The organism is Microbacterium sp. NPDC056052, assembly GCF_042266785.1.
GTDB lineage: Bacteria > Actinomycetota > Actinomycetes > Actinomycetales > Microbacteriaceae > Microbacterium.
The window spans coordinates 1-23,605 of the sequence record NZ_JBHJWV010000010.1 but is presented as its reverse complement, the minus strand read 5'-3'; the positions used below and the strand labels follow the sequence as shown (position 1 = coordinate 23,605).

Here is a 23,605-nt window from a genome sequence, read left to right as displayed (position 1 = left end):
GCGTGAGGATTCCGTGAGGGGCGCCCGGTGGCGCGGGAATCCGGCCCTAGGCTTCGTCGTGTGAGCAGTCAGTCCGTCATCGGCGCGAAGAGCGCAGCACCTGCGAGGAGCCCCCTCCGGCTCGCGCTGATCGTGGGCGCCCTCGGCGTCGTCTTCGGCGACATCGGCACGAGCCCGATCTATGCGCTGCAGACCGTGTTCAATCCCGAGGACCCGCACCCGATCCCGCTCACGACGGAGAACCTGTACGGGGTCGTCTCGCTCATCGTGTGGTCGGTGATCCTGATCGTGACGGTCACCTACGTGCTGCTCGCGATGCGGATGGACAACGACGGCGAGGGCGGCATCATGGCGCTGCTGACGCTGCTCCGCCGCTGGGCGCCGAAGGGGCGCACGCGCACGGTGGCGGTCCTGTCCGGTCTCGCCGTGCTGGGCGCTGCGCTCTTCCTCGGCGACAGCATGATCACCCCGGCGATCTCGGTGCTCTCCGCGGTCGAGGGGCTGAAGACCATCAATCCGGGCCTGGAGGAGTGGGTGGTCCCCATCACCGCCACGATCCTGCTGATCCTCTTCCTGATCCAGAAGCTCGGGAGCTCGGTCGTCGGCCGGCTGTTCGGGCCGATCATGGCGATCTGGTTCGTCGTGATCGGGGTGCTCGGGATCGGCGGGATCACGCACGATCCGCAGATCCTGCAGGCGCTGCTGCCGACCTACGCGATCGAGTTCATGATCGGCCACTTCGACATCGCGTTCTTCGCGCTCGCCGCGGTGGTGCTGTCGGTCACCGGCGCCGAGGCGCTCTACGCCGACATGGGCCACTTCGGCCGCAAGCCGATCTCGATCGCGTGGCTGTTCCTGGTGTTCCCCGCGCTCGCGCTCACCTACCTCGGGCAGGGTGCGCTGCTGCTGGAGGACAAGGCCAACATGTCGGCGCCGTTCTTCCTGCTCGCGCCGGAATGGGGCAGGATCGCGCTCGTGATCCTGGCCACCGCGGCCACGGTGATCGCCTCGCAGGCCGTGATCTCCGGCGCCTTCTCGGTGGCCGCTCAGGCCTCCGGGCTCGGCTACCTGCCTCGGCTGCGGGTGACGCACACCTCGTCCGAGACGCACGGCCAGATCTACGTGCCGTGGATCAACTGGCTGCTCATGGTCTCGGTGATCACCCTGGTGTTCGTCTTCCGCAGTTCCGCATCCCTCGCGTTCGCGTACGGGATGGCGGTCATCGGCACGATCACGATCACGACGCTGCTGTTCTTCTACCTGGCCCGGCGACGCTGGAAGACGCCGGGGTGGATCCTCTGGGGCGGTGCGGTGATCCTGCTCTCGGTCGACCTGCTGTTCCTCGCGGCCAACGCCACCAAGTTCGTGCACGGTGCGTGGCTGCCGCTCGCGATCGGCCTCGCCGCGTTCATCGTGATGACGACCTGGCAGCGCGGGCGCGCGCTCATCACCGCGCGCCGCACCGAGGCGGAGGGGTCGCTGGCCGACTTCGTGAGCAATCTGCGCACGCATCCGAAGCTCATCGACCGGGTGCCCGGCACGGCCATCTTCCTCAACCCCGGCGGCACCACGACGCCGCTCGCGCTGCGTGCCAACGTCGAGCACAACCACGTGCGCCACGCCAGGGTGATCATCCTGTCCGTCGACATCCAGAATGTGCCCCGCGTTCCCCAGACGAAGCGCTGCACGGTGGATGACCTGGGGGATCCGACCGACGGGATCCTCTACATCTCCGCGCGGTTCGGCTATGCGGAGAAGCCTGATCTGCCCCGCGCCCTGCGCAGCATCCCGCCGCACAAGACGCAGGGCTGGATCGACCTGGACAACGCCACGTACTTCCTGTCGAAGATCGAGCTGCGCGAGGGCCGCAGGGGCGGCATGGCGCGGTGGCGCAAGCGGCTGTTCCTCGCGGCCTCGCACATCACGACCGATGCGAGCGACCACTTCGGGCTGCCGCGCGACCGCGTGATCGTGATGGGGTCGCAGATCGAGCTCTGAGACGGATCCGGTCCCGCCGAGAACCTCGGGGGGACCGGACGTCAGGAGGCGGGCGTCGGAGCCGGTGGTTCAGACGACGGCGAGCGCGTCGATCTCGACGAGCATCTCCTCGCGGGGCAGACCCGTGAACACGGTGGTGCGCGAGGGGAGTACGCCGCTCGGGGTGTGCTTCGTGACGAACTCGCCGTAGGCCTCGTTCATGATCGCGAAGTCCTCGCGCTTGGTCAGGTACACGCGCAGCATCACCACGTCGTCGAAGGTCGCCCCCGACGCCTCGACGATCGCGCGTACGTTCTCGAGCGTGCGGACGGTCTGCGCGGCGACATCGCCGGGGAAGAGGTACTCGCTCGTCGCCGGGTCCACCGGGCCCTGCCCTGACACCTGCACGATCGGGCCCTTGCGCACCCCCTGGGAGAACACGTGCGCGGGAGCGGGGGCGTCGGTCGTGAGCACCCGGGTCTTCGGAGTCTGCTCTGTCATGGTCGTTCCTCTCGGTCGGCGGCGGGGCGCGGTGCCCAGCCCAGGTCTGCGGATGTCGCCTGCGTCGCCTCCACGAGCTGCGGCAGCAGTGCCAGCACCTCGTGCGCGGGCAGCGACATGGTCGGCACCGACACGGATGCCGCGGCGACCACGGCGCCGCTGCCGTCGCGGATGGGCGCGGCGATGCAGTTGATGAAGCTCTCGTGCTCGCCGCTGTCGCGGGCGAAGTCGTCGGCGCGCACGCGCTCGAGCTCGGCGAGGAAGTCCGCCGGGTTCGCGATCGTGCGCTCGGTGTACGGCACGTAGTCGATGCCCTCCGCGATCGTCCGACGTGCTGACGCGGGCAGATCGGCGAGCAGCACCTTCGCCACGGCCGTGCTGTGCAGCGGGGCGCGCAGCCCGACGCGCGAGTACATCCTGATGCCCGTGCGCGCCTCGAGCTTGTCGATGTAGACCACGTCTCCCGACTCGTAGGCGGCGAGATGCACGGTCTGCCCGGTGCGATCGTTGAGCCGCTCGAGATGAGGGCGGGCCACTTCGCGCACGTCGCGCTGGGCGAGAGCGGCGCCGGCGAGGTCGAACAGCCGGCTCCCGAGCCGGTAGCGATGCTGCGCGTCGTGCGTCACGAAGCGCTGCGCCTCGAGCGTCTGCAACAGACGCAGCACGGTCGACTTGTGCACGCCCAGCCGTTCGGCGCACTCGTCGAGGGTGCGCGCGCCGTCCTCCAGGGCGACGAGCAGGTCCAGCGCGCGGGTCACGGTCTGGTTCATCGGAGCTCCTTGGCGGATCCTGAGGGTGCGGACGCCCCGACCGGTCCTCCGGAGGCAGTCGCGACGGAGAGGTCGGACGCGGGCATGGATCGAGGATATCCAGCGATGCAAACGGATGCAACGCTGATTGCGTCGAACGCAACACGAAGGCATCATGGAAGGGTGGAGACGTCTTCGAGTGGTGCCCGCCCGCTGTCCGTGCAGGACAAGTCCTTCCCGCCGTCCGCGTACGGCCGCACGAGGGAGCAGTTCCTGGCGACGGGGCCAGCGCGTTCCGACTTCGCGACGCCGCTGCTCACCCTCGACGCGGGGGCGATGGTGCACAACGTCGCGCGCATGGCCGACTGGGCGCAGGAGGCCGGCGTGCTGCTGGCTCCGCACGGCAAGACGACGATGGCCCCGGCGCTCTGGCGGCAGTTGCTCGACGACCGCCCTCTGGGCGGCGGCGCGTGGGGTCTCACCCTCGCCACGCCGTGGCAGGCGCAGGTCGGCCGCGCGCATGATGTCCGCCGCATCCTCATCGCGAACGAGGTCGTGGATCCGATCGGGCTGCGCTGGATCGCCGACGAGCTGGCCGCGCATCCGGACGTCGAGATCCTGAGCTGGGCGGACGGCGTCGACGTCGTCCGCGCGATGGAGGCGGCCCTGAGCGGGGGAGTGCGGCGGCCGCTCCAGGTGCTCGTCGAGCTCGGCGGAGCCGGTGGGCGCACCGGCGCCCGCGACCGCGCCACCGCACGCGCGATCGCCGAGGCCATCGCCGCCTCTCCGGTGCTCGAGCTGGCCGGCGTCGGCGGCTACGAGGGCGCCCTCGCGCACGACGCCGGAGACGCCGCGATCGCGCGGGTCGACGCGTACCTCGCCGACCTCGCGGGCCTTCATCGCGAGCTCGCCGACGCGGGACTGTACCCGGCGGGCGTGCGCCCCGTGGTCACCGCGGGCGGCAGCGCCTACTTCGACCGCGTCGGCGCCGTGCTGCCGCCGCTATGCCCCGATGCGGATGTCGTGGTGCGCTCGGGCGCGTTCCAGATCCACGACGACGGCTTCTACGCGGGGATCAGCCCGATGGGCCGCACGATCGGCGACGTGCCGTTCCGCTCCGCGATGCACGTCTGGGCGCGGGTGCTGTCGCGGCCCGAACCGGGCCTCGCGCTGCTCGACTGCGGTCGCCGCGACGCCTCGTTCGACGAGGGGCTGCCGGTCGCGCAGCGCATCGCGGGACGCGCGGAGGACGACGACGTGCTCGCGGGTAGTGTCGTGTCCGCGCTCAACGACCAGCACCTGTTCCTCCGGCTCGGCGACGAGGCGGTCGCCTCCGGGGCAGGAGCGCGGCTGCAGGTGGGAGACGTGGTGCGGCTCGGCCTGTCGCACCCGTGCACGGTGCTCGACAAGTGGCGCCTGATCCCCGTCGTCGCGGACGCCGATGCGCCGGATCCGCTCGTCGTCGACGCCGTGGAGACCGTGTTCTGAGCATGGCCCCCGCCTCCTCCACGCCGACGCTCCTCCGGCACACGACAGTCGTCGACGGCACCGGATCCCCTCGCCGCACCGCGGACGTCCTGCTCCGCGGCGACCGGATACAGACGATCGCCCCGGCCGGCACCCTGAACGCGGAGGAGGGCGCCGAGGTCTGGGACGCCGAGGGTCTCGTGCTCGCCCCCGGCTTCATCGATATGCATGCGCACTCCGACCTCGCCGTGCTCGCGGACCCGTCCCACATCGCCAAGGTCGGTCAGGGGATCACGACCGAGGTCATCGGCCAGGACGGTATCGGCTACGCGCCGGTCGACGACGCGATCCTCGACGGCGTGCGCCGCCAGATCGCCGGCTGGAACGGGCACCCCGGGCTCGCGATCGACTGGCGCGACATGGCGGGCTATCTCGACCGGCTCGCACAGGGCACGGCGACCAACACCGCGGTGCTCGTGCCGCAGGGCAACCTGCGCCTGCTCACGGTCGGATCCGGCAGCCGCACGGCGACGGGACCCGAGATCGCCGACATGCGCGCGATCCTCGCGGACTCGCTGTCGGCCGGCGCGGTCGGGCTCTCCAGCGGCCTCACCTACGTGCCGGGGATGTATGCCGACACCGCAGAGCTCACCGCCCTCTGCGAGGTGGTGGCGGGGCACGGCGGCTTCTACGCCCCGCACACCCGGTCCTACGGCGCCGGCGCGCTCGACGCCTATGCGGAGGTCGTCGGCATCGCCCGCGAGACGGGCTGCGCGCTGCATCTCGCCCACGCGACGCTCAACTTCGCGTCGAACGCGGGCGCCGCGCCGCGGTTCCTGGAGCTCATCGACCGGGCTCTCGCCGACGGGGTCGACATCACGATGGACAGCTACCCCTACCTGCCCGGCGCGACCACGCTCGTGGCCCTCCTGCCCAGTTGGATCGCCGCCGGCGGCCTCGACGCGCTGCAGGACCGGCTCGCGGCGGGCGCCGACCGGGACGCCCTGGTGCAGGCCCTCGACGTGGACGGCTGCGACGGGTTCCACGGCGAGCGCGCCGACTGGTCCCTGATCCAGATCTCCGGTGTGGGCCATCCGGAACTCGCCGACCTGGTGGGCCGCACGATCGCGGAGATCGCGGCGTCGACGGGCGAGGAGCCGGTGGACGCCGTCATCCGCATCCTCCTCGCCGACGAATTCGCGACCGGCGTGCTCATGCACATCGGTCACGAGGACAACGTGCAGGCCATCATGCGCCACCCGCGGCACACCGGCGGCAGCGACGGGATCCTCGTCGGGGACCGCCCGCATCCGCGCTCGTGGGGGACCTTCCCGCGCTACCTCGCACGCTACGTGCGCGAGCTCGGCGTGCTGACGCTCGAGGAGGCGGTCCGCCACCTCAGCGCCACCCCGGCCCGGAGGCTGCGCCTCGCCGATCGCGGCCTCGTGCGCGAGGGGTTCGCGGCGGACCTGGTGCTGTTCGATCCCGAGCACATCCAGGACCGCGCGACGTTCGAGCAGCCCCGCCGCACCGCGACGGGCATGGCAGGGGTCTGGGTCAACGGCCGGCTCGCGGTCCGCGACGGCGAACGCACGGAGAGCGTGTCGGGCCGGAGCCTGCGCGCGACGAAGGAGGGGACGCGATGAGCGCCGACATCGAGAACGACGCCGCCACGACGGACGACGTGATGGCGCTGCTGCGCCGGGACGCGGCGCTCGCGCTGCCGCGCCTCGCGCGCATCCCGGATCCGCTGCCGCTGCTGGCGGCGCTCGCCGCGGGCGGGATCCACGTCGTGGAGTTCGCGTTCACCACCCCGGGGGTCACCGAGCTCATCGCCGCGAGTGCCGAGGCCCCCGGCGTGCGGGTGGGCGCCGGCACGGTCACGACCGCGACCGAGGCGCGGGACGCGATCGCCGCGGGCGCCGCATTCCTGGTGACCCCCGCGGTCATCGCCGAGGTGGCGGAGGCCGCGGGCGCGCACGGCGTGCCCGTGATCATGGGCGCGTTCACGCCGACCGAGGCGCTCACCGCGGCCAGGCTCGGGGCCGCCGCCGTGAAGATCTTCCCCGCCGAGACCGTGGGCGCCGGATACTTCCGGCACCTCGCGGGGCCGTTCCCGCAGCTGCCCCTGGTCGCCTCCGGCGGTCTTCACGAGGGCAATGCCGCCGACTACCTGCGTGCGGGGGCGATCGCGGTGACAGCCGGGTCGAGCGTCGTCTCGGCCGCCGACGTCGCCGCGGGGGACTGGGACGCAGTCACCGCCAAGGCGCGGGCCTTCCTCGCCGCCGCGCGCGGCTGACGCGCCCCGGGCGCTGACACGCCTCGCCGCAGCGCGGAGCCCTTCGTCTCGTCGCTGCGCTCCTCGCTCAGGGACCGGTCCGTCACCGGATCCTGAGCGACACTTCGACTCGCTGCGCTCGCTCAGCGCGGGTCTCCGCGAGACGAAGGACGCTCCGCCGGCCGGCTACGCCAGGTTCGCCGTGAGCCGGGCGATCTCCGCCGCGCGCTCTGCGCGGTCGAACGTCTTGCCCGGCACCCCGGGGACCTGCTGCCAGGGGTGGGGGCCGGCGTCGGGGCGGTACTCGATCCCTGCCGCGTCCAGGCGTGCGAGGTGCGCCTCGAGCCGGTCGGGGAACGAGCCGACGGCGTCTGGATCCTGCCCGCTCCACAGCGCCTCCGCGAGAGCGCACAGCCGAGGGAAGAGCTGGTAGTCGCGGCGGCGGGCCGAGTCGACGTGCTCGGCCCAGAGGTTCGCCTGCCCGCCCAGGATGCGTCCGCGGCGCTCGCTCTCGAGCGCCTCCGGGATCGGATCGAAGGCGCGCACATGCGCGACCGTGGTCACCAGACCGGTCGGGATCGGCTCGTCGGGAGAGTCGGACTGCCGGTAGTCGAGGTAAACCGTGTCCTCCGGGCACATCACCACATCGGATCCGCGTCGCGCCGCGATCACCGCGCCCGCCGTGCCGCGCCAGGAGGCGACCGTCGCGCCGGTGACCGCGCCGCCCTCGAGGATCTCGTCCCAGCCGTACAGGCGGCGCCCGCGGGAGCGGACGTGCTCGTCGACGCGGGCGATGAACCAGCTCTGCAGCTCGTCCTCCGTGGTGAGACCGCGTTCGCGCATGAGCTCCTGCGTGCGGGCGTCGGCCCGCCACTCGTCCTTGCGGCACTCATCCCCTCCGATGCCGATGACCTCGGAGGGGAAGATCTCGATGATCTCGTCGAGCACGTCGCAGAAGAAGGCGACGGTCGACTCCTCGACGTTGAGCGCGTGCGGGTTGATGCCCCATCCGGTCCAGGGCCCGAGCGGATCGGCGACCAGGCCGAGCTGCGGATACGCGGCGATCGCCGCCTGCACGTGGCCGGGAAGCTCGATCTCGGGCACCACCGTGATCCCGCGCGCGGCGGCGTAGGCGACGATCTCGCGCAGATCGTCCTGCGTGTAGAAGCCTCCGTGCGGCATGCCGTCCTGCGTGGATCCGGGGCCGGATCCGCGCTGCGACGACGGGCGCCACCCGCCGACCTCGGTCAGCAGGGGGTACTTGCGGATCTCCGCCCGCCAGCCCTGGTCGTCGGTGAGGTGCAGGTGCAGGACGTTGAGCCGGTGCATCGCGAGCTGGTCGATGACCCGCAGCACCTCGGCCGTCGGCGCGAAGTGCCGTGCGACGTCGAGCATGAGCCCGCGCCAGCGGTACCGGGGCGCGTCGTCGACGCGCACGGCGGGCACGCTCACCGCGGCCTCCTCGGCGATCGGCGCGCGCCGGTACGTGCGCGGGGGCAGCAGCTGCAGGAGCGTCTGCACCGCGTGCTGCGCACCTTGCGCGCCGGCAGCCGCGATCCCGATGCCGTCCTCGTCCACCGTGAGCGCGTAGGCCTCCTCCGCGAGGAGCGGGTCGACGGCGAATGTGACGGCGGGCGAGCCGGCGGCGTCGGGCGCGTCGAGCGCGAGCGACAGGCCGAGCCCGGTGCGCAGCGCCTCCTGCAGCCGCTCCGCCGCCGCGCGCAGCGGCTCCGTGGCGCGGATCCGGACGGCCGCCGAGAGCGGGAACTCGCCCGATCCGGCCTCGACGCGGGACGGCTGGGGAAGAAGGTTCAGCACGACGACTCCTCGTTCTTGTTGCATCATATGCAACAGGGTTTGCGTGACGTGGAACCAGCCTATTCCTGATGCGGGGTCGTAGGGGAGGCGGCCGACGGTCCGGCGCCTCCGGCGCCTCGCGCATAATGAGTCTGACCGATCGGGACGGAGGTGCGCGTGGCTGTGGAGAGCGAGGCGCCTCGCGCCCTGAACATCCGCGACGTCGCGCGCGAAGCCGGAGTCTCGTACCAGACCGTGTCGCGGGTGCTGAACGGCAGCGACCGGATCCGGGAGAAGACCCGCGAGCACGTGCAGTCGGTCATCGACCGGCTCGGCTACCGCCCGAACCCCGTCGCGCGGGCGCTGTCGACGAACCGATCCCGCACGATCGGCGTGCTCACGGCGCACAGCGCTCTGTACGGACCCGCCACGGCGATCACCGCCATCGAATTCGCGGCGCGCGACGCCGGCTACCGCCTGTCCATCGCCAATCTGCGCTCCGGTGAGCCGGAGTCCGTGCGCGCCAGCATCGACGATCTGCTCAGCCACGCGGTCGAGGCGATCATCGTGATCGCGCCGCAGCAGGAGGTCCTGAGCGAGGTCGGCGGGATGAGCGTGGACGTGCCCATCGTGGCGCTCGGTCCGAGCGGCGAGCGTCATTCGATGGCAATGGATCAGATCGCGGGCGCCAGGGCGGCGGTGGCCCATCTCGCGGACCTCGGGCACGAGTTCATCGTGCACCTCGGCGGTCCGCAGAACTGGACCGAGGCCGAGGCGCGCATGGTCGGCTACCTGCGGGAGCTCGAGGCCCGCGACCTGCGCGTGCGCGCTCCGCTCCTGGGCGACTGGACCGCGCAGTTCGGCTACGAGGCGGGCATGAGCCTGCTCCGGATGCCGGACTTCACCGCCGTCTTCGCCGGGAACGACTCGATGGCGCTCGGCTTCCTGCACGCCTGCCGCGAACTCGGCGTCAGAGTGCCGGAGGACGTCAGCGTCGTCGGGTTCGACGACATCCCGGAGGCCGCGCACTTCTTCCCGCCGCTCACCACCGTCCGACAGGATTTCGTCGAGCTCGGCCGGCGGACGATCCGGATGCTGCTGGCGCAGCTCGCCGGAGAGGACCTGGCGCAGGATCCCCTGATCCCGCAGCTGATCGTGCGTGCGTCGACCGCCGCGCCCCGCTCGACCTGATCCCTCGCGGACGCCCGTCGCGGGGTGCCGCAGCGCGTGGTCCGCGACGAAACCGGGAAACCCTCTCTTGACAAATGTGACCGGTTCGCCAGATGATCGCTCCTGCGGGTGTGATCGGTCACAGCCGCGGCGACGAAGGGGTCGGATTCCGAACCTCCTCGCCGTCGGAGCGTATGAGGTCGGCGGCGATCGGCCCCGTGCGAACAGCACCACGAACCGACGTCCGCAGTGATGCGGACGTCGTCCTCGCCCTGCGGGCGCGGATCCTGACCGGGCGATTCGATCGTGTCATCGGCGCGCCCTCCGCTGTCCCGAGCGTGCCATGGCGGCCGCTCGACGAAAGGAATCACATGAAGCTCAAGAGACTGGTCGTCGGCGTCGCAGCCGCCGTCACCCTCGCCCTCACGATGACCGCCTGCGCGGGGAACCGCGGCGGCGGATCCGACACGGCGGAACCCGGCGCCAACAAGGGCGCACTCGTCGGGGTCGCGATGCCGACGAAGACGTCGACCCGCTGGATCCACGACGGCGACGCCGTCAAGGAGGGCCTGGAGAAGCTCGGTTACAAGGTCGACCTCGAGTACGCGGACGACGACATCCCCACGCAGGTGCAGCAGATCTCGAACATGCTCACCAAGGGCGCGAAGGTCCTGATCGTCGCCTCCGTCGACGGCACGGCCCTGTCCAGCCAGCTCGACCAGGCCGCGTCCAAGGGCGTGAAGGTCATCGCGTACGACCGGCTCATCAACGGCAACAAAAACGTGGACTTCTACACGACCTTCGACAACTACAAGGTCGGGGTGCAGCAGGCGACCAGCCTCCTGGAGGGCCTGGGCGTGCTCGACAAGACCGGCAAGGACACCGGCACTGCGGGGCCGTTCAACATCGAGCTCTTCGCCGGCAGCCCGGACGACAACAACGCCACGTTCTTCTTCAACGGCGCGATGGACACCCTCAAGCCCTACCTCGACAAGGGCGTGGTGAAGGTCGGCAGCGGTCAGACCGGGTTCACCCAGGTCGCGACGCAGGGCTGGCAGGCCGATGTCGCCAAGAAGCGCATGCAGGACCTCATCGCCTCGACGTACTCGAACGGCCAGAAGGTCGACGGCGTGCTCTCGCCGTACGACGGTCTCTCGATCGGGATCATCTCGGCCCTCACCGGCGCCGGCTACGCGACGGACAAGCTCCCGATCATCACCGGCCAGGACGCGGAGATCCCGTCGGTGAAGTCGATCATCGCGGGGCAGCAGTACTCGACCATCTACAAGGACACCCGCAAGCTCGCGGGCGAGGCCGTGAAGATGGCCGACGACGTGCTGAACGGCAAGACGCCCGAGGTCAACGACACGAAGTCCTACGACAACAAGACCAAGGTCGTCCCGACGTTCCTCTTCGAGCCGGTCGTGGTCACGAAGGACAACTACAAGGAAGCCGTCCTCGACACCGGGTACTACACCGCGGACCAGCTCAAGTAACCCTCCTCGACGGGGTGGCTGCGGACGCTCCCGCAGCCACCCTCTCTGACGAAAGGAGAGCGAGATGAGTGACAACATCCTCGAGATGCGCGGGATCACCAAGACGTTCCCGGGCGTGAAGGCCCTGCAGGACGTGTCGATCACCGTGCAGCGCGGTCACGTGCACGCGATCTGCGGCGAGAACGGCGCCGGCAAGTCCACCCTCATGAAGGTGCTCTCGGGCGTCTACCCGCACGGATCCTATGACGGGGAGATCCTCCTGGACGGCGAGCCCGTCGCCTTCAGGAGCATCAACGAGTCCGAGGCCGCGGGCGTGGTGATCATCCACCAGGAGCTCGCGCTGAGCCCGTACCTGTCGATCGCGGAGAACATCTTCCTCGGCAACGAGCGCCAGTCCGGAGGCTGGATCGATTGGAACACCACGAACCAGGAGGCCGCGAAGCTGCTCGCGAGCGTGGGGCTCAAGGAGAACCCCGCCACCAAGATCGCCGACATCGGCGTCGGCAAGCAGCAGCTCGTCGAGATCGCGAAGGCGCTCTCCAAGAGCGTCCGGCTGCTGATCCTCGACGAGCCGACCGCCGCACTCAACGACGACGACTCGGCTCACATGCTGGAGCTCATCACGCATCTGCGGGACGAGGGGATCACCTCGATCATCATCAGCCACAAGCTCAACGAGATCCGGGCGATCGCCGACGAGGTCACCGTCATCCGCGACGGGCGCAACATCGAGACGCTCGAGATGCGCACCGACGACGTGAGCGAGGACCGGATCATCCGCGGCATGGTCGGCCGGGACCTCGCGAGCCGGTTCCCTGACCGCACGCCGAAGATCGGCGACGAACTGCTGCGGATCGAGGACTGGACCGTGCACCACCCGCTCGATCACGAGCGCACGGTGGTCGACGGGGCGAACCTGTTCGTCCGTGAAGGCGAGATCGTCGGGATCGCCGGGATCATGGGCGCCGGGCGCACTGAGCTCGCGATGAGCGTGTTCGGCCGCAGCTACGGCGTGAACATCTCCGGCCGCGTCTACAAGCGCGGATCCGAGATCTCCACGAAGACCGTGTCGGAGGCCATCCAGCACGGCCTCGCCTACGCGACCGAGGACCGCAAGAGGTTCGGGCTGAACCTCATCGACGACGTCGAGCGGAACATCACGATCGCCGCCCTCGACCGGATCGCGAAGATCGGCTGGGTGAACGAGAGCCGCGAGCGCATCGTCGCGGAGTCGTATCGCAAGAGCATGAACATCAAGACGAGCTCCGTCGAGGCGGTCGTCGGCAAGCTCTCGGGCGGGAACCAGCAGAAGGTCGTGCTCTCGAAGTGGATGAACACGTCACCCGACGTGCTGATCCTCGACGAGCCCACCCGGGGCATCGACGTCGGAGCGAAGTACGAGATCTACGGCATCATCAACAAGCTCGCGAGCGAGGGCAAGGGCGTCATCGTCATCTCCAGCGAGCTGCCGGAACTGATCGGTCTCTGCGACCGCATCTACACCCTCGCCGAGGGGCGCATCACCGCGGACGTCCCGCGCGCGGAGGCCACGGCGGAGAACCTCATGCGTTACATGACCCAGGAGAAGGAGGTGGGCTCCGCATGAGCGGCTCATCCATCACCCCCCAGACGAACTCGCTGCGCAGCGCGTTCGAGTTCCTCACCGGCCAGCTGCGGCAGATCGGCCTGTTCATCGCGTTGATCGTGATCGTGATCTTCTTCCAGATCACGACGGGCGGCATCACGCTCGCACCGATCAACGTGTCGAACCTGATCATCCAGAACAGCTACATCCTGATCCTCGCGATCGGCATGGTCATGGTGATCATCGCCGGGCACATCGACCTCTCCGTGGGATCGGTCGTCGCTTTCACCGGCGCCGCCGCGGGGGTGCTGATCACCAAGATGGGCGTCCCATGGCCGGTCGCCGTGGTGCTGTGCCTCGTGCTCGGCGCGCTGATCGGCGCATGGCAGGGCTTCTGGATCGCGTACTTCAAGATCCCGGCGTTCATCGTGACGCTGGCGGGTATGCTCACATTCCGCGGGCTCACCGAGATCACCCTGCAGAACACCGCGATCTCGCCGTTCCCGGACGGATTCCGCGCGATCGGCGCCGGCTTCCTGCCCGATCTCGGCGGCGGCAAGACGGTCGTCGAACCGCTCACGATCATCCTGGCGGTGCTCGTCGTGCTGGGGATGATCGGCTTCGGGATCCGCGGCCGGATGACGCGGCGGAAGTTCGCCGTGGAGGACGAGCCGCGGTGGTGGTTCATCGCCAAGCTCGCCTTCACGAGCCTGCTGATCGCCCTCGTCGCCTATCTGCTCGCGAGCTACAACGGCACCCCGATCGCCCTGGTCATCCTGGGCGTGCTCACCGTGGTCTACTCCGCGATCATGTCCCGCAGCGTCTGGGGCCGGCACATCTACGCGATCGGCGGCAATCCGCTCGCCGCGAGTCTCTCCGGCGTGAAGACCCCGCGCGTGACGTTCACGCTGTTCATCAACATGGGGGTGCTGTCCGCGCTCGCCGGCCTCGTGTTCACGTCCCAGCTGAACCTCGCCAGCCCTCGGAACGGCGACGGGTTCGAGCTCGACGCGATCGCGGCCGTGTTCATCGGCGGAGCGGCGGTCACCGGCGGCATCGGCAAGATCACCGGTGCGATCATCGGCGGTCTGATCATCGGCATCCTGAACAACGGCATGTCGATCCTCGGGGTCGGCACCGAGTATCAGGCCCTCATCAAGGGCCTCGTGCTGCTCGCCGCCGTCGCGTTCGACGTGTTCAACAAGCGCCGATCCGGGCGCTGAGGAGGAGCTCCGGGGGCCCCGGCCGCCGCGTGACTGCGGGCCGGGGACCCCGGATCCCGATCCGGCCGGCCTCCGCAGCGACCTGCGCATCTCGAATCGGTTGCGTCGATCTCGCAACGGAAACCTATGCATTGAATGTCAGTTCTCGCGGGAATCCGCGCTATTTCGCGCCGTTTCGCCCCGCTGCGGAAATCGTTGCCGAAATCATCGGACCCGGCTCTAGGCGCAGGGGGATGCGTGGTGCTAGCGTCCCCCTGTCATCCCCCACACCCGACCATGAGACAGGGGAACAGAGTGACCCAGAATCCGCTTGAGACAGAGACGTCTCTGCAACGCGCGATCGACTACCAGGAGCACGCGCTGCAGGCCGGCGGCGTGTCCAAAGCAGGCTCGACGCTGATGGCCGTGGCCGGCAGCGCGCCCGCCTACTCCATCGCGGCGAGCACCGCCCTCCTGATCGGCGCCGCCGGCGTCGGCGCGCCCGCCGCACTGCTGTGGTGCGGCATCCCGATGCTCGGCATCGCATTCGCCTTCAGCCACCTCGCCAGGGTCGACAGCCATGCCGGTGCGTCGTTCTCCTGGGTGGCCCGCGGCCTGCACCCGATCCTCGGCTTCTTCGCCGGCTGGGCGCTGGTGATCTCGGCGACGGTGTTCATGGTCGCGGGAGCCCTGCCCGCCGGTCAGATGACCGTCGCCCTGTTCGCCCCCGACCAGGCGAACAACACCCTCCTCGTGACGCTGGTCGGTGCGGTGTGGTTCCTCGTCATGGCGGCCGCGGTCATCTTCGGCGTGCATACGACCGAGCGGGCGCAGTGGATCATGTCGGTGGTCGAGGTCGGAATACTGGTGGTGTTCGCCGCCATCGCGATCCCCCGCGCGATCACGACCTATCACCACGGCGCGACGTTCTCGTGGGACTGGTTCGGCTTCGGGCATCTGACGACGGCGGGCGTCTTCGTCTCGGCCGCGCTGATCGCGGCGTTCTACTACTGGGGCTGGGACGTCACGGCCAACCTCGGCGAGGAGACCAAGAACGCCCACAAGACCACCGGCATGGCCGGGATCCTGGGCATCGTGATCGTGTTCATCCTGTTCGAGATCTACACGACGACGACCCTCGTGATGCTTCCGGGCAAGACCATCGAAGACAACAGCGGCAACGTGCTGAGCGTGCTGGGAGACGCGATCATGCCCGGCATCGGCGGCAAGATCCTGATCATCGCGGTCGCCCTCTCCACGATCGCGACGCTCGAGACCACGCTCGTGCAGGTGAGCCGCACGCTGTTCGCCATGGGGCGCGACCGCACGATCCCGTTCGCCTTCGGCAGGATCAACCGCAAGTGGAAGACGCCGGTGTTCGCGACGCTCGTGGTGGTCGTCGTCTCCCTGCTGCTGTTCGTGCTGGCGAACGTGTTCGGCGACAGCGTGGGGCAGATCCTCGGTTGGGCCGTGTCGTCGATCGGTCTGCAGATCGCGTTCTACTACGCGCTCGCGGGTCTCGCCGTGGTGATCGGCTTCCGGAAGGTGATCTTCAGATCGGTGAAGAACACGATCCTGATCGGAATCTGGCCGCTGGTCGGGTCCCTGTTCATGATGTACATCTTCTTCACGTCCATCCCGAACAACGAGCCGGTCGTGAACATCCTCGGGCTCGGCCTGATCGCGGTCGGCGTCGTGCCGCTCGCGCTCTTCTACCGCAAGGCGAAGGACGCCTACTTCTCCCGGCGTCCGCTCGAGGTCCCGGAGGACTTCTCCGCGTAGGCGGATCCCTCGCAGGGCGGGGCGGACGTTCGCGTCCGCCCCGCCCTGCGTCGCGTCGCGGGGTGCCTGCACCGGTCGCGCGCAGCCCCGTGCCGCGGCCGGTCGCGGGGCCCCGGATCGTCGTTCCGCCCTACCGGATGTCGGTGGTCCGGGGGAGGATGGGGGCATGCCCAGGAGCCCCTTCGCCGCCGTTCCCGCGTCCGCGCAGCACGCGATGACGCGCGCGGAGGCGCGGTGCGACGACCGGGTGCGGAAGGGGGTGCGCTCATGATCCTCGCCGGACTCATCCTGCTCCCGATCGGGCTCGCCGATGTGCTGCGCCGGTTCCTGCGCGGCCGTGCGCTCTGGATCGGGATCGCGGTCGCCGGCGTGCTCCTCCTCGTGCTCGCGGCGCTGGGCGGCGCCTACCTCTATGCCGTGGCCGGGCTCGCGCTCGCCGCGCTGTGGGTGTGGCTGCTCCCGCTCGACGGCCGGCCGCGGCTGTCCTTCTGGCCCGCGGCGCTGCTGGCGGTCCTCGTGGTCGCGCTGGTCGCCTTCCTGCCGGCCCGCGTGACGACGGGGCTCTTCGCCGGGCGCTGGCTGGCGACGCCGTTCGGGCCGATCGGGTTCGACCTGCTCATACTCGGTCTCGGCGTCTTCGCCGTTCTGCTCGAGACGGGCAACGTCATCGTCCGTGCGGCGCTGCTGGGCGAGCGGGCCGAGATCCCCGAGGATGTGGCGCCCGATCACGAGGCGCCCGGTGCTGGTACAGGTGCGAGTGCTGGTACAGGTGCGAGTGCGAGTGCGGTGGCCGGACTCGTCGCCGTGTCGCCGGGTGCGGTCGACCCCGGCACCCCGACCGCGTCCGAACCCACCCCGCCGATGCCCGCGGCGGATCACGGCTTCCGCGGCGGACGCCTGATCGGACCGCTGGAGCGCGTGATCGTGCTCCTTCTCACCCTGTTCGCGGCCTATCCGCTGCTCGCGGCGATGCTCGCGGCGAAGGGGATCGTGCGGTTCCCCGAGATCTCTCGGGACGGCGTCAACGGCGGTCGTGCGGAGTACTTCCTGGTCGGCAGCCTGGTCAGCTGGGTCGTGGCGCTCGGCGGCGCGCTGCTGCTGTGGTGGGCTGCGCGCGCCGGACTCTGAGCGGGGCCTGCCCGGTCGGCGCACGACCAACGGGTTGCCGTCGACGTGCGACGCGGGGATCCTTGTTCTGAGGGACGCCTCTGCGAGACTCCGTTCCCGACGCGCACGAACTCTCATACAGGAGGACCCATGACCGAGCAGCCCGGGTTCACGCTGGACAGCACTCTCGGCGAGATCCTCGACGACCCGCGGGCGCGGGCCGTGCTGGACGAGCTCGTGCCGGGCGTCTCGGCGCACTCCCTGGTGTTCCTCGCCCGCGGGATCACCCTGGCCGACGGCGCCGCGCGGCTCGGCTCGATCGCGCCGGAGCTTCTCGCCGAGCTCGATGCGCGGCTCCGCGCGCTGGGGTGAAGACGTCTGCGGCCGTGCGCTCCCTAGACTGACCGGGATGTCCGAGCACCACGTCCCGCGTTCGACGCACCACACGGTTCACTCCGTGGCGCCGCCGGACCCCGAGCCGGTACGGCCCGAGCCGGGGCCGGTCTGGCGGCGGATCCTGCACCTGCCGCTGTTCTGGGCGCTGGTCTGCGGAGCCCTGGCGGTGCCGGGATACCTCGGCGGCGATCTCGAGTTCCTCTCCTTCCTCTTCACGCTGGTGGGCGGCTGGCTCTGCGGATTCTCGTTCGTGAACGCGACGTTTCGGATGCCGGCGCGCCGGGGGCTGATCGTGCACATCGCCGGCGCCGTGGGCGCGTGGCTGCTGCTCTGGCTCCTGATTGAAGCGGTCCCCGTGCTGCTGGCGCCCAAGCCCAACCCCGCGCGCGCGTTCCTCGCGGTGCTGCAGATGGCAGCGGTGCCGGCGGCCGGCTGGGTGTGGCTCGGGCTGATCAGCCGGATCACGGCGATGATCGGCGCCCGCGACGCCGCGAAGGCGCCGCCCGCACCGCAGTGGGAGGCCGCGGAGCGCGGATCGCTCGCGCGCTTCCGGGGCGTGCCGCTCAGCACACGAGCGCTCGTGCTCTGGTGCATCCTCACCGCGGCCGTCGTGGCGATCCTGATCCTGGTGGTCCTGATCGTGACCGGCGGGACGATCCTGAACGTCGGCCCGAAGCTCTTCCTCCTGTTGTACGTCGCGGTGCCGGGTCTTCCCGCCTACCTGCTGATGACGTGGCTCCTGCGCCGTCGCGCGGTCGACTGCGCGGTGCGCTTCGACGCGGATCGTCTGCGGATCGAGGTCGACGGCGGCGAGCAGAGGATCCGCTATCGCGAGCTCGAGCGACTGGTCTGGCGCGCGGAGGGCGACTTCGCACGCATCGAGGCGCGCGGATCCGGCGTCGACCTGACGCTCGTCGTCGGGATCGCCCGCAAGCCCGGTGGTACCGCGGCCGCGCTGCCGGCGCTGTCGCGTCGCGCGGTGCTCCTCCTGGAGGACGCGGGCCTCACGGCGCGGACGCTGCGCGGCGGGCGGGGGCTGATCTTCGAGCGCACGCCTGCCGTCCCGGCCGCACGTCATTGACGGGCCGTCCAGAGCGGGCTTTCGCGGGTCCCGCGGCTTCCGGGGGACGAGCGACGGGCCGATACGGGAAACGCGATGCTCCCGGAGGAGCACCGCGTTTCGCTTCGACCCGGAGGTCTCGTTCAGCTCTTGCGGCCGCGAGCGAGCGCCCAGGCGCCCGCGCCGACGCCGATCAGGACGACCGCGCCGATGCCGAGCCCGATCCACAGGCCCGTGTCGGCGCCGGAGGCCGCCGCGGGCGCCTCGGTGGTCGCCGATGCGGCAGGACCGCAGACCGGCTTCGCGGATCCGGCCGCCGCGGGCGTCGCCGTGCCGTCCGGCGCGTACGCGAACGTGTAGCTGCCCGAGATCGGGTGCCCGTCGGAGGACACCACGCGCCAGAGCACCTCGTAGGTGCCGGCGCCGCCGAGCGCGACGGGCGAGGCCACCACGGGTCCGTTGAGATCGGGGCACGCCGTCTCGTAGTACTTCTTGTCAGGCCCGATCACCTGGATGATCGTCGCTCCGTCGGTGCCGAGCGGATCCGCGCTGAAGGTGAGCGCGACGGAGGACAGGCTCTTCACGGTCGAACCCTGGGCCGGGTCCGTGTTCTCGAGCGTGTCATGCGCACTCGCTGCGGTGGCGCCGGCCGTGGCGAGGATCAGCCCGACGCCGATCGACGCCGCGAGGGCGGTGAGACGATGGCGCCTGCTCATGCGCCGGCCTTCTTCCGGCGGCCCAGGGCGAAGCCGCCGAGCAGCGCGCCGCCCGCCGCGACCACGAGCGCGGCGATGCTGAGGCCGAGCGCGAGGCCGCCCTGGCCGTCGGCGGGGACCTGCGCCGACGCGGCCGGTGCGGTCGTCGCGGTCGCGCCGCCGTGGTGGTCGGCCGGGGGAGCGTCGTTCACCCACACGACGGGCGCGGGCTCGAGCGAGTCGTCCTTGGCGGCGTCCTCCGGCGTCGCCGACCACTCCACGACCTTGCCGTCGGAGTAGGTCTGCGTCGCGGGGATCACGATGCGGCCCGTGTCGGGCACCGGCCCGAGCGAGAGCGTGAAGGTCTGGAACTGGCCGGGTGCGATCCCGCCGGCATCGGCCGTGAAGGTCACCTCCGTGGTGGCCTCGCTGATCGTGTTGCCCTCGACCTTCACCGGCGTGGGCAGCGCGGTCTTGGCCGCGGATCCGGTCCAGCCCGCGGTGGGCTGGTAGCTGACGCTCGTGAACGGGGTGTCGGCGGGCAGGTGGATCTCGAGCTTGACCGTGCTGGCGGTCGCGGACTCGTTCGGAACCCGGAAGGTGACGTACGTCCAGGACCCGGCCTCGGCCTGGTTCGGGGTCGCCGTCACGTGCGCCGAGGCGGCCAGCGGCGCGGCGAGGGCGAGCACGGCACCGGCGGCGAGGCCGACGAGGACGCGGGAAGCAGAGGTGTTGCGCATGGATTCGTTCTTTCTGAGGTCGTGTGTGTGCACCACGGGCGCGCGGAGAGCGGCCCGTCCGAGGTGCGGGTGAAGGGAGGTCAGGCCGCGAGCGGCGGACCCCTCCTGGACACGACGGTGAGGACGAAGAGGGAACGGAGGGCCTGCCCGGCGGCGCGCGGCGCAGCCGGGACGCGGTGCGCGGGCGACGGCACCGCGGCGAGCAGGCGGGCGACGAGGTTCCAGCCGGTGAGTTCGAGCAGGGCGCGCAGCGCCTGCTCGCCGCGGCCGAGGGCCAGCACGGTGAGCACCGCCGCGATCGCGTGCGCGATCCACATCGCGGGCTGGAGATGCAGGGCGTGCCCTGCATCGACCGCCGTGGTGCCGAGAGCGCCGGCCAGCTCCGCGCCGTGCAGGTGCCCGCCGGCGACGGCGGATCCGGATCCGGATCCCACGCCGATCAGCAGCAGTCCGTGGAACGCGATCTGGCTCAGCCCCACGGCGAGCGACAGACGCGCCCAGCTCAGCGTCCGTCCGGCCAGCGCGATGCAGACGGGCGCCGCGAACAGCAGCGCGAGCACCACCCCGATCATCGGGGCGGGCTCGCCGTCGGCCGTGGAGTGCGAGACGGAGGCCACGAACGTCGCGACCAGGGCGGCGATGAGGCCCCGGACCGTGCGACCCGCGCGCGTTCCCAACACGCCCCCAGCCTAACGGCCCCCCTCTGACCGCGAGACTGCAACTGGGCGACGAGACTGCGCTCCGCAACCGCAGTCTCGTCGCGGAGATGGAGTCTCGCGGAGCGACCGGATCCGCGCTGGTAGCCTGATCCGGTGTCGAACCCAACCCTGACGACTGCGGCACCGGCGATCGACCCCACGTTCGAGAACGTGTGGGATGAGCTGGTCTGGCGCGGACTCGTCCACGTGTCCACGGATCCGGAGGCGCTGCGCGCCCTTCTCGCAGGTCCCGCGATCACGTATTACTGCGGCTTCGACCCGACCGCGCCGAGTCTGCACCTCGGCAACCTCGTGCAGCTGCTGACGCTGCGCCGCATCCAGCTCGCCGGGCACAAGCCGCTCGGACTCGTGGGCGGATCCACGGGCCTCATCGGCGACCCCCGCCCCACGGCCGAGCGCACGCTGAACACGCGCGAGACCGTCGAGGACTGGGTCGAACGCCTGCGCGCGCAGGTCGAGCGCTACCTCAGCTTCGAGGGCGACAACGCGGCGCGGATCGTGAACAACCTCGACTGGACCGCGCCGATGAGCGCGATCGACTTCCTGCGCGAGATCGGCAAGCACTACCGCGTCGGCACCATGCTGAAGAAGGACGCGGTCGCCGCGCGCCTGAACTCCGACGCGGGCATCAGCTACACCGAGTTCAGCTACCAGATCCTGCAGGGCCTGGACTACCTCGAACTCCACCGCCAGTACGACTGCGTGCTGCAGACCGGCGGATCCGACCAGTGGGGCAACCTCACCAGCGGCACGGATCTCATCCACCGCGTCGAAGGCGCCTCGGTGCACGCGATCGGCACCCCGCTGATCACCAACAGCGACGGCACCAAGTTCGGCAAGAGCGAGGGCAACGCGATCTGGCTCGACGCCGAAATGTGCAGCCCGTACCGGATGTACCAGTTCTGGCTGAGCACCGCGGACGCCGACGTGATCGACCGGCTCAAGGTCTTCACCTTCCTCAGCCGCGCCGAGATCGAGGAGTACGCGGCGCTCGTCGAGTCCGAGCCGTTCCGCCGCGCCGCGCAGAAGCGCCTCGCCCTCGAGGTCGTCGCCACCGTGCACGGCGTCGATGCGACCGCCGCGGTGATCGCCGCGTCCGAGGCGCTGTTCGGGCAGGGCGACCTGTCCGCGCTCGACGCTGCGACGCTGCGCACGGCTCTCGAGGAGCTGCCGAACACGCAGGTCACCGCCGGATCCACCGTCGTCGACGCACTCGTGGCGACCGGCCTGGTCTCCAGCGCCTCCGAGGCCCGGCGCGCCATCGCGCAGGGCGGGGTCTCGGTCGACGGCGAGCGGGTCGAGTCCGACGACGCGACCGTCCCGCTCGGGCTGCCCGGCGGGGTCTCGGTGCTGCGCCGCGGCAAGAAGACGCTCGCTGGTCTCCTCCCCGCCTGACCTGTTCGCGGACGGATCCGTTTGTCCGCGGATCCGATCCGTCGACGCCCCCTCTGATTGTCCGCGCCCCCTCCGGGGTGCGCGCGTCAGTGGGGGCGTCGATATTTCGGAGGGGCGTCGATGGTGATGGACGAGCATGCCGCAAGGACCGGCGCATCCCGGGGCTGGGGATCCGTGCCGGGTACGGTCGGAGCATGCCGTTCACGCCGAGTCACGCGATCGTGGCGCTGCCCTTCGTCCGGACGCCGCTCGTTCCCGCGGCGATCGCGATCGGCGCGATGGCGCCTGACCTGCCGCTGTTCACGCGCGGCCTGATCGTCGACTACTCGGTGACGCACGACCTGCGCTGGCTTCCGGTCACCGTGCTGCTGTCGCTCGCGCTGCTCCTGGTCTGGCGGATGGTGCTGCGGCCGGCCTGCCGCCTGCTCGCACCGCGCTTCATCGGTGCGCGCCTTCCGCAGGAGTGGGACCGAGGCCCCCGCGCCGTGCTGGCGGAGACCTTCGGAACCGCGATGCGCGTGGTCCTCCTGGTGCTCGCTCTCGCCCTGGGCGTCGTGACCCACGTCTTCTGGGACGCGTTCACGCACGAGGGGCGGGCCGGCATCTCACTGATACCCGCGCTCGATGAGCAGTGGGGACCGCTCCTCGGGTACAAGTGGCTGCAGTACGGATCCGGGATCGGCGGCATGATCGTGCTCGCGATCGCCGGCGCCCTCTGGATGCGGGGCCGCACGCCGGGGCCGGTGGATCCGGCGCCGCTCGCGATCCGGCTGAGCTGGTGGTCGTCGCTCCCGGTGATGCTGATCGTCGCGGTCGTCCTCGGGTTCGCCGCGTACGGACCGCTCACGGAGGAGTTCACCGTGCAGCACCTCGCCTACCGGACGCTTCCTCTCGCGTGCGGAGTCTGGGGCGCCCTGACCCTCGCCATGATCCTGGTGATGCGGACCGTGCGCGCACGGCGCGGCACCGTCGAACGCGTGAATCCGCGGTGAACGGCCGCGGAACGGTGCGCGACACGCCCGAGTGGGAGCCCCGATTTGCCGGACCTCCGGGATCCACGTAAGTTATTACCTGTTCGCCCCAAGCGGTAGAGCGAAGGGCCGGAAGGCCTGACTCCCCAAGCGACGAACACCACCCACCTTCTTCTTCGGAAGTCGGATCCTCTTCGCAGGTTCTCCCTGCGGCGGGGTCAAGCGCGTGCGCTTGAGAGGGTGACCGTCCGCCAGGAACGTCGATTTGACAAGCTGGCCGGGAGGGATAAGCTAGAGAAGTTGCCTCGGAAACGAGATAACGGATCCGGTTCTGAACCTCACGGCGTGTCGATTTGACAGCCGGAGCGAGACGGATAAGATAGAGAAGTTGCCCTGAAGGGAAGGCCGAGAGGCCGGAACGCAGGAGCATCCGATCCTTGAGAACTCAACAGCGTGCACTTGTCAAATGCCAATTTATTCCTCGTTCCAGTCTTTGGGCTGGTTTGAGAAATTCCTTT

20 protein-coding genes are annotated in these 23,605 nt (G+C 70.3%); 14 read left to right on the top strand and 6 right to left on the bottom strand.

What is annotated here, in order from left to right; translation table 11 throughout:
- Nucleotides 1-60 precede the first annotated feature (60 nt).
- Nucleotides 61-1,998, top strand: coding sequence for a potassium transporter Kup (locus ACFC1J_RS17375; protein WP_375908939.1), 1,938 nt, complete (start codon nt 61-63; stop codon nt 1,996-1,998).
- A 69-nt stretch (nt 1,999-2,067) separates the two neighbouring features.
- On the opposite strand, the gene ACFC1J_RS17370 is transcribed toward ACFC1J_RS17375, so the two are convergent.
- Nucleotides 2,068-2,478, bottom strand: a complete 411-nt coding sequence (locus ACFC1J_RS17370) for a RidA family protein (protein WP_375908936.1) — start codon at nt 2,476-2,478, stop codon at nt 2,068-2,070.
- On the bottom strand, nt 2,475-3,248 hold the full coding sequence (locus ACFC1J_RS17365; protein WP_375908933.1) for an IclR family transcriptional regulator: 774 nt from the start codon (nt 3,246-3,248) through the stop codon (nt 2,475-2,477). Before ACFC1J_RS17365 ends, ACFC1J_RS17370 begins: the two co-directional genes overlap by 4 nt.
- Nucleotides 3,249-3,410: 162 nt before the next feature.
- Here ACFC1J_RS17365 and ACFC1J_RS17360 point away from each other — a divergent pair, with 162 nt between their 5' ends.
- Genes ACFC1J_RS17360 through ACFC1J_RS17350 form a run of 3 tightly spaced genes read left to right on the top strand, consistent with a single transcriptional unit; the run spans nt 3,411 to nt 6,993 of the window.
- Entirely contained in the window at nt 3,411-4,715 is a 1,305-nt protein-coding gene (locus ACFC1J_RS17360) for an amino acid deaminase (RefSeq protein WP_375908930.1), read from the top strand.
- A 2-nt stretch (nt 4,716-4,717) separates the two neighbouring features.
- Nucleotides 4,718-6,340, top strand: coding sequence for an amidohydrolase family protein (locus ACFC1J_RS17355; RefSeq protein ID WP_375908927.1), 1,623 nt, complete (start codon nt 4,718-4,720; stop codon nt 6,338-6,340).
- Nucleotides 6,337-6,993: a bifunctional 4-hydroxy-2-oxoglutarate aldolase/2-dehydro-3-deoxy-phosphogluconate aldolase gene (locus ACFC1J_RS17350; protein WP_375908924.1), complete on the top strand. Its 657-nt coding sequence runs from the start codon at nt 6,337-6,339 to the stop codon at nt 6,991-6,993. The genes ACFC1J_RS17355 and ACFC1J_RS17350 overlap by 4 nt, the downstream gene beginning before the upstream one ends.
- A 165-nt stretch (nt 6,994-7,158) precedes the next feature.
- On the opposite strand, the gene ACFC1J_RS17345 is transcribed toward ACFC1J_RS17350, so the two are convergent.
- A complete protein-coding gene (locus tag ACFC1J_RS17345) occupies nt 7,159-8,790 on the bottom strand; it encodes a beta-N-acetylhexosaminidase (RefSeq protein WP_375908921.1) in 1,632 nt (543 codons plus the stop codon).
- Nucleotides 8,791-8,946: 156 nt separating this feature from the next.
- Here ACFC1J_RS17345 and ACFC1J_RS17340 point away from each other — a divergent pair, with 156 nt between their 5' ends.
- The 8 genes from ACFC1J_RS17340 (at nt 8,947) to ACFC1J_RS17305 (ending at nt 18,588) form a co-directional block, all read left to right on the top strand.
- A complete protein-coding gene (locus ACFC1J_RS17340; RefSeq protein WP_375908918.1) occupies nt 8,947-9,960 on the top strand; it encodes a LacI family DNA-binding transcriptional regulator in 1,014 nt (337 codons plus the stop codon).
- A gap of 350 nt (nt 9,961-10,310) precedes the next feature.
- The gene (gene chvE / locus ACFC1J_RS17335) at nt 10,311-11,435 is read left to right on the top strand and encodes a multiple monosaccharide ABC transporter substrate-binding protein (protein ID WP_375908915.1); all 1,125 of its coding nucleotides are present in this window, start codon (nt 10,311-10,313) and stop codon (nt 11,433-11,435) included.
- A 64-nt stretch (nt 11,436-11,499) separates the two neighbouring features.
- Entirely contained in the window at nt 11,500-13,041 is a 1,542-nt protein-coding gene (mmsA, locus tag ACFC1J_RS17330; RefSeq protein ID WP_375908912.1) for a multiple monosaccharide ABC transporter ATP-binding protein, read from the top strand.
- Nucleotides 13,038-14,243 carry a multiple monosaccharide ABC transporter permease gene (gene mmsB / locus ACFC1J_RS17325; protein WP_375908909.1) on the top strand — a complete coding sequence of 402 codons (1,206 nt, stop codon included), beginning with the start codon at nt 13,038-13,040 and terminating at the stop codon, nt 14,241-14,243. The genes mmsA and mmsB overlap by 4 nt, the downstream gene beginning before the upstream one ends.
- 294 nt (nt 14,244-14,537) lie before the next feature.
- On the top strand, nt 14,538-16,004 hold the full coding sequence (locus ACFC1J_RS17320; protein WP_375908906.1) for an APC family permease: 1,467 nt from the start codon (nt 14,538-14,540) through the stop codon (nt 16,002-16,004).
- A gap of 267 nt (nt 16,005-16,271) precedes the next feature.
- Nucleotides 16,272-17,132 carry a hypothetical protein gene (locus ACFC1J_RS17315; protein ID WP_375908903.1) on the top strand — a complete coding sequence of 287 codons (861 nt, stop codon included), beginning with the start codon at nt 16,272-16,274 and terminating at the stop codon, nt 17,130-17,132.
- Between the two features lie 129 nt (nt 17,133-17,261).
- The gene (locus ACFC1J_RS17310; protein WP_375908900.1) at nt 17,262-17,483 is read left to right on the top strand and encodes a hypothetical protein; all 222 of its coding nucleotides are present in this window, start codon (nt 17,262-17,264) and stop codon (nt 17,481-17,483) included.
- Between the two features lie 37 nt (nt 17,484-17,520).
- Nucleotides 17,521-18,588, top strand: a complete 1,068-nt coding sequence (locus ACFC1J_RS17305; protein ID WP_375908897.1) for a hypothetical protein — start codon at nt 17,521-17,523, stop codon at nt 18,586-18,588.
- Nucleotides 18,589-18,710: 122 nt separating this feature from the next.
- On the opposite strand, the gene ACFC1J_RS17300 is transcribed toward ACFC1J_RS17305, so the two are convergent.
- The 3 genes from ACFC1J_RS17300 to ACFC1J_RS17290 all read right to left on the bottom strand — a co-directional run bounded on the left by ACFC1J_RS17300 (nt 18,711) and on the right by ACFC1J_RS17290 (nt 20,682).
- Entirely contained in the window at nt 18,711-19,283 is a 573-nt protein-coding gene (locus tag ACFC1J_RS17300; RefSeq protein ID WP_375908894.1) for a copper resistance protein CopC, read from the bottom strand.
- Nucleotides 19,280-20,002 carry a YcnI family protein gene (locus ACFC1J_RS17295; protein ID WP_375908891.1) on the bottom strand — a complete coding sequence of 241 codons (723 nt, stop codon included), beginning with the start codon at nt 20,000-20,002 and terminating at the stop codon, nt 19,280-19,282. Before ACFC1J_RS17295 ends, ACFC1J_RS17300 begins: the two co-directional genes overlap by 4 nt.
- A gap of 80 nt (nt 20,003-20,082) precedes the next feature.
- Nucleotides 20,083-20,682 (bottom strand): hypothetical protein, encoded by a 600-nt coding sequence (locus ACFC1J_RS17290; RefSeq protein ID WP_375908888.1) that lies wholly within the window; start codon nt 20,680-20,682, stop codon nt 20,083-20,085.
- A gap of 132 nt (nt 20,683-20,814) precedes the next feature.
- Here ACFC1J_RS17290 and tyrS point away from each other — a divergent pair, with 132 nt between their 5' ends.
- Both tyrS and ACFC1J_RS17280 read left to right on the top strand, forming a co-directional pair.
- Nucleotides 20,815-22,116 carry a tyrosine--tRNA ligase gene (tyrS, locus tag ACFC1J_RS17285; RefSeq protein ID WP_375908885.1) on the top strand — a complete coding sequence of 434 codons (1,302 nt, stop codon included), beginning with the start codon at nt 20,815-20,817 and terminating at the stop codon, nt 22,114-22,116.
- A 194-nt stretch (nt 22,117-22,310) separates the two neighbouring features.
- The gene (locus tag ACFC1J_RS17280) at nt 22,311-23,108 is read left to right on the top strand and encodes a DUF4184 family protein (RefSeq protein WP_375908882.1); all 798 of its coding nucleotides are present in this window, start codon (nt 22,311-22,313) and stop codon (nt 23,106-23,108) included.
- Nucleotides 23,109-23,605 lie beyond the last annotated feature (497 nt).

What these genes read in the sequence shown, in the direction of transcription:
- ACFC1J_RS17370 (WP_375908936.1), bottom strand. Translation starts at nt 2,478, where the DNA reads ATGACAGAGCAGACTCCGAAGACCCGGGTGCTCACGACCGACGCCCCC.
- ACFC1J_RS17365 (WP_375908933.1), bottom strand. Translation starts at nt 3,248, where the DNA reads ATGAACCAGACCGTGACCCGCGCGCTGGACCTGCTCGTCGCCCTGGAG.
- ACFC1J_RS17355 (WP_375908927.1), top strand. Translation starts at nt 4,718, where the DNA reads ATGGCCCCCGCCTCCTCCACGCCGACGCTCCTCCGGCACACGACAGTC.
- ACFC1J_RS17350 (WP_375908924.1), top strand. Translation starts at nt 6,337, where the DNA reads ATGAGCGCCGACATCGAGAACGACGCCGCCACGACGGACGACGTGATG.
- chvE (WP_375908915.1), top strand. Translation starts at nt 10,311, where the DNA reads ATGAAGCTCAAGAGACTGGTCGTCGGCGTCGCAGCCGCCGTCACCCTC.
- mmsA (WP_375908912.1), top strand. Translation starts at nt 11,500, where the DNA reads ATGAGTGACAACATCCTCGAGATGCGCGGGATCACCAAGACGTTCCCG.
- mmsB (WP_375908909.1), top strand. Translation starts at nt 13,038, where the DNA reads ATGAGCGGCTCATCCATCACCCCCCAGACGAACTCGCTGCGCAGCGCG.
- ACFC1J_RS17315 (WP_375908903.1), top strand. Translation starts at nt 16,272, where the DNA reads ATGATCCTCGCCGGACTCATCCTGCTCCCGATCGGGCTCGCCGATGTG.
- ACFC1J_RS17310 (WP_375908900.1), top strand. Translation starts at nt 17,262, where the DNA reads ATGACCGAGCAGCCCGGGTTCACGCTGGACAGCACTCTCGGCGAGATC.
- ACFC1J_RS17305 (WP_375908897.1), top strand. Translation starts at nt 17,521, where the DNA reads ATGTCCGAGCACCACGTCCCGCGTTCGACGCACCACACGGTTCACTCC.
- ACFC1J_RS17300 (WP_375908894.1), bottom strand. Translation starts at nt 19,283, where the DNA reads ATGAGCAGGCGCCATCGTCTCACCGCCCTCGCGGCGTCGATCGGCGTC.
- ACFC1J_RS17295 (WP_375908891.1), bottom strand. Translation starts at nt 20,002, where the DNA reads ATGCGCAACACCTCTGCTTCCCGCGTCCTCGTCGGCCTCGCCGCCGGT.
- ACFC1J_RS17280 (WP_375908882.1), top strand. Translation starts at nt 22,311, where the DNA reads ATGCCGTTCACGCCGAGTCACGCGATCGTGGCGCTGCCCTTCGTCCGG.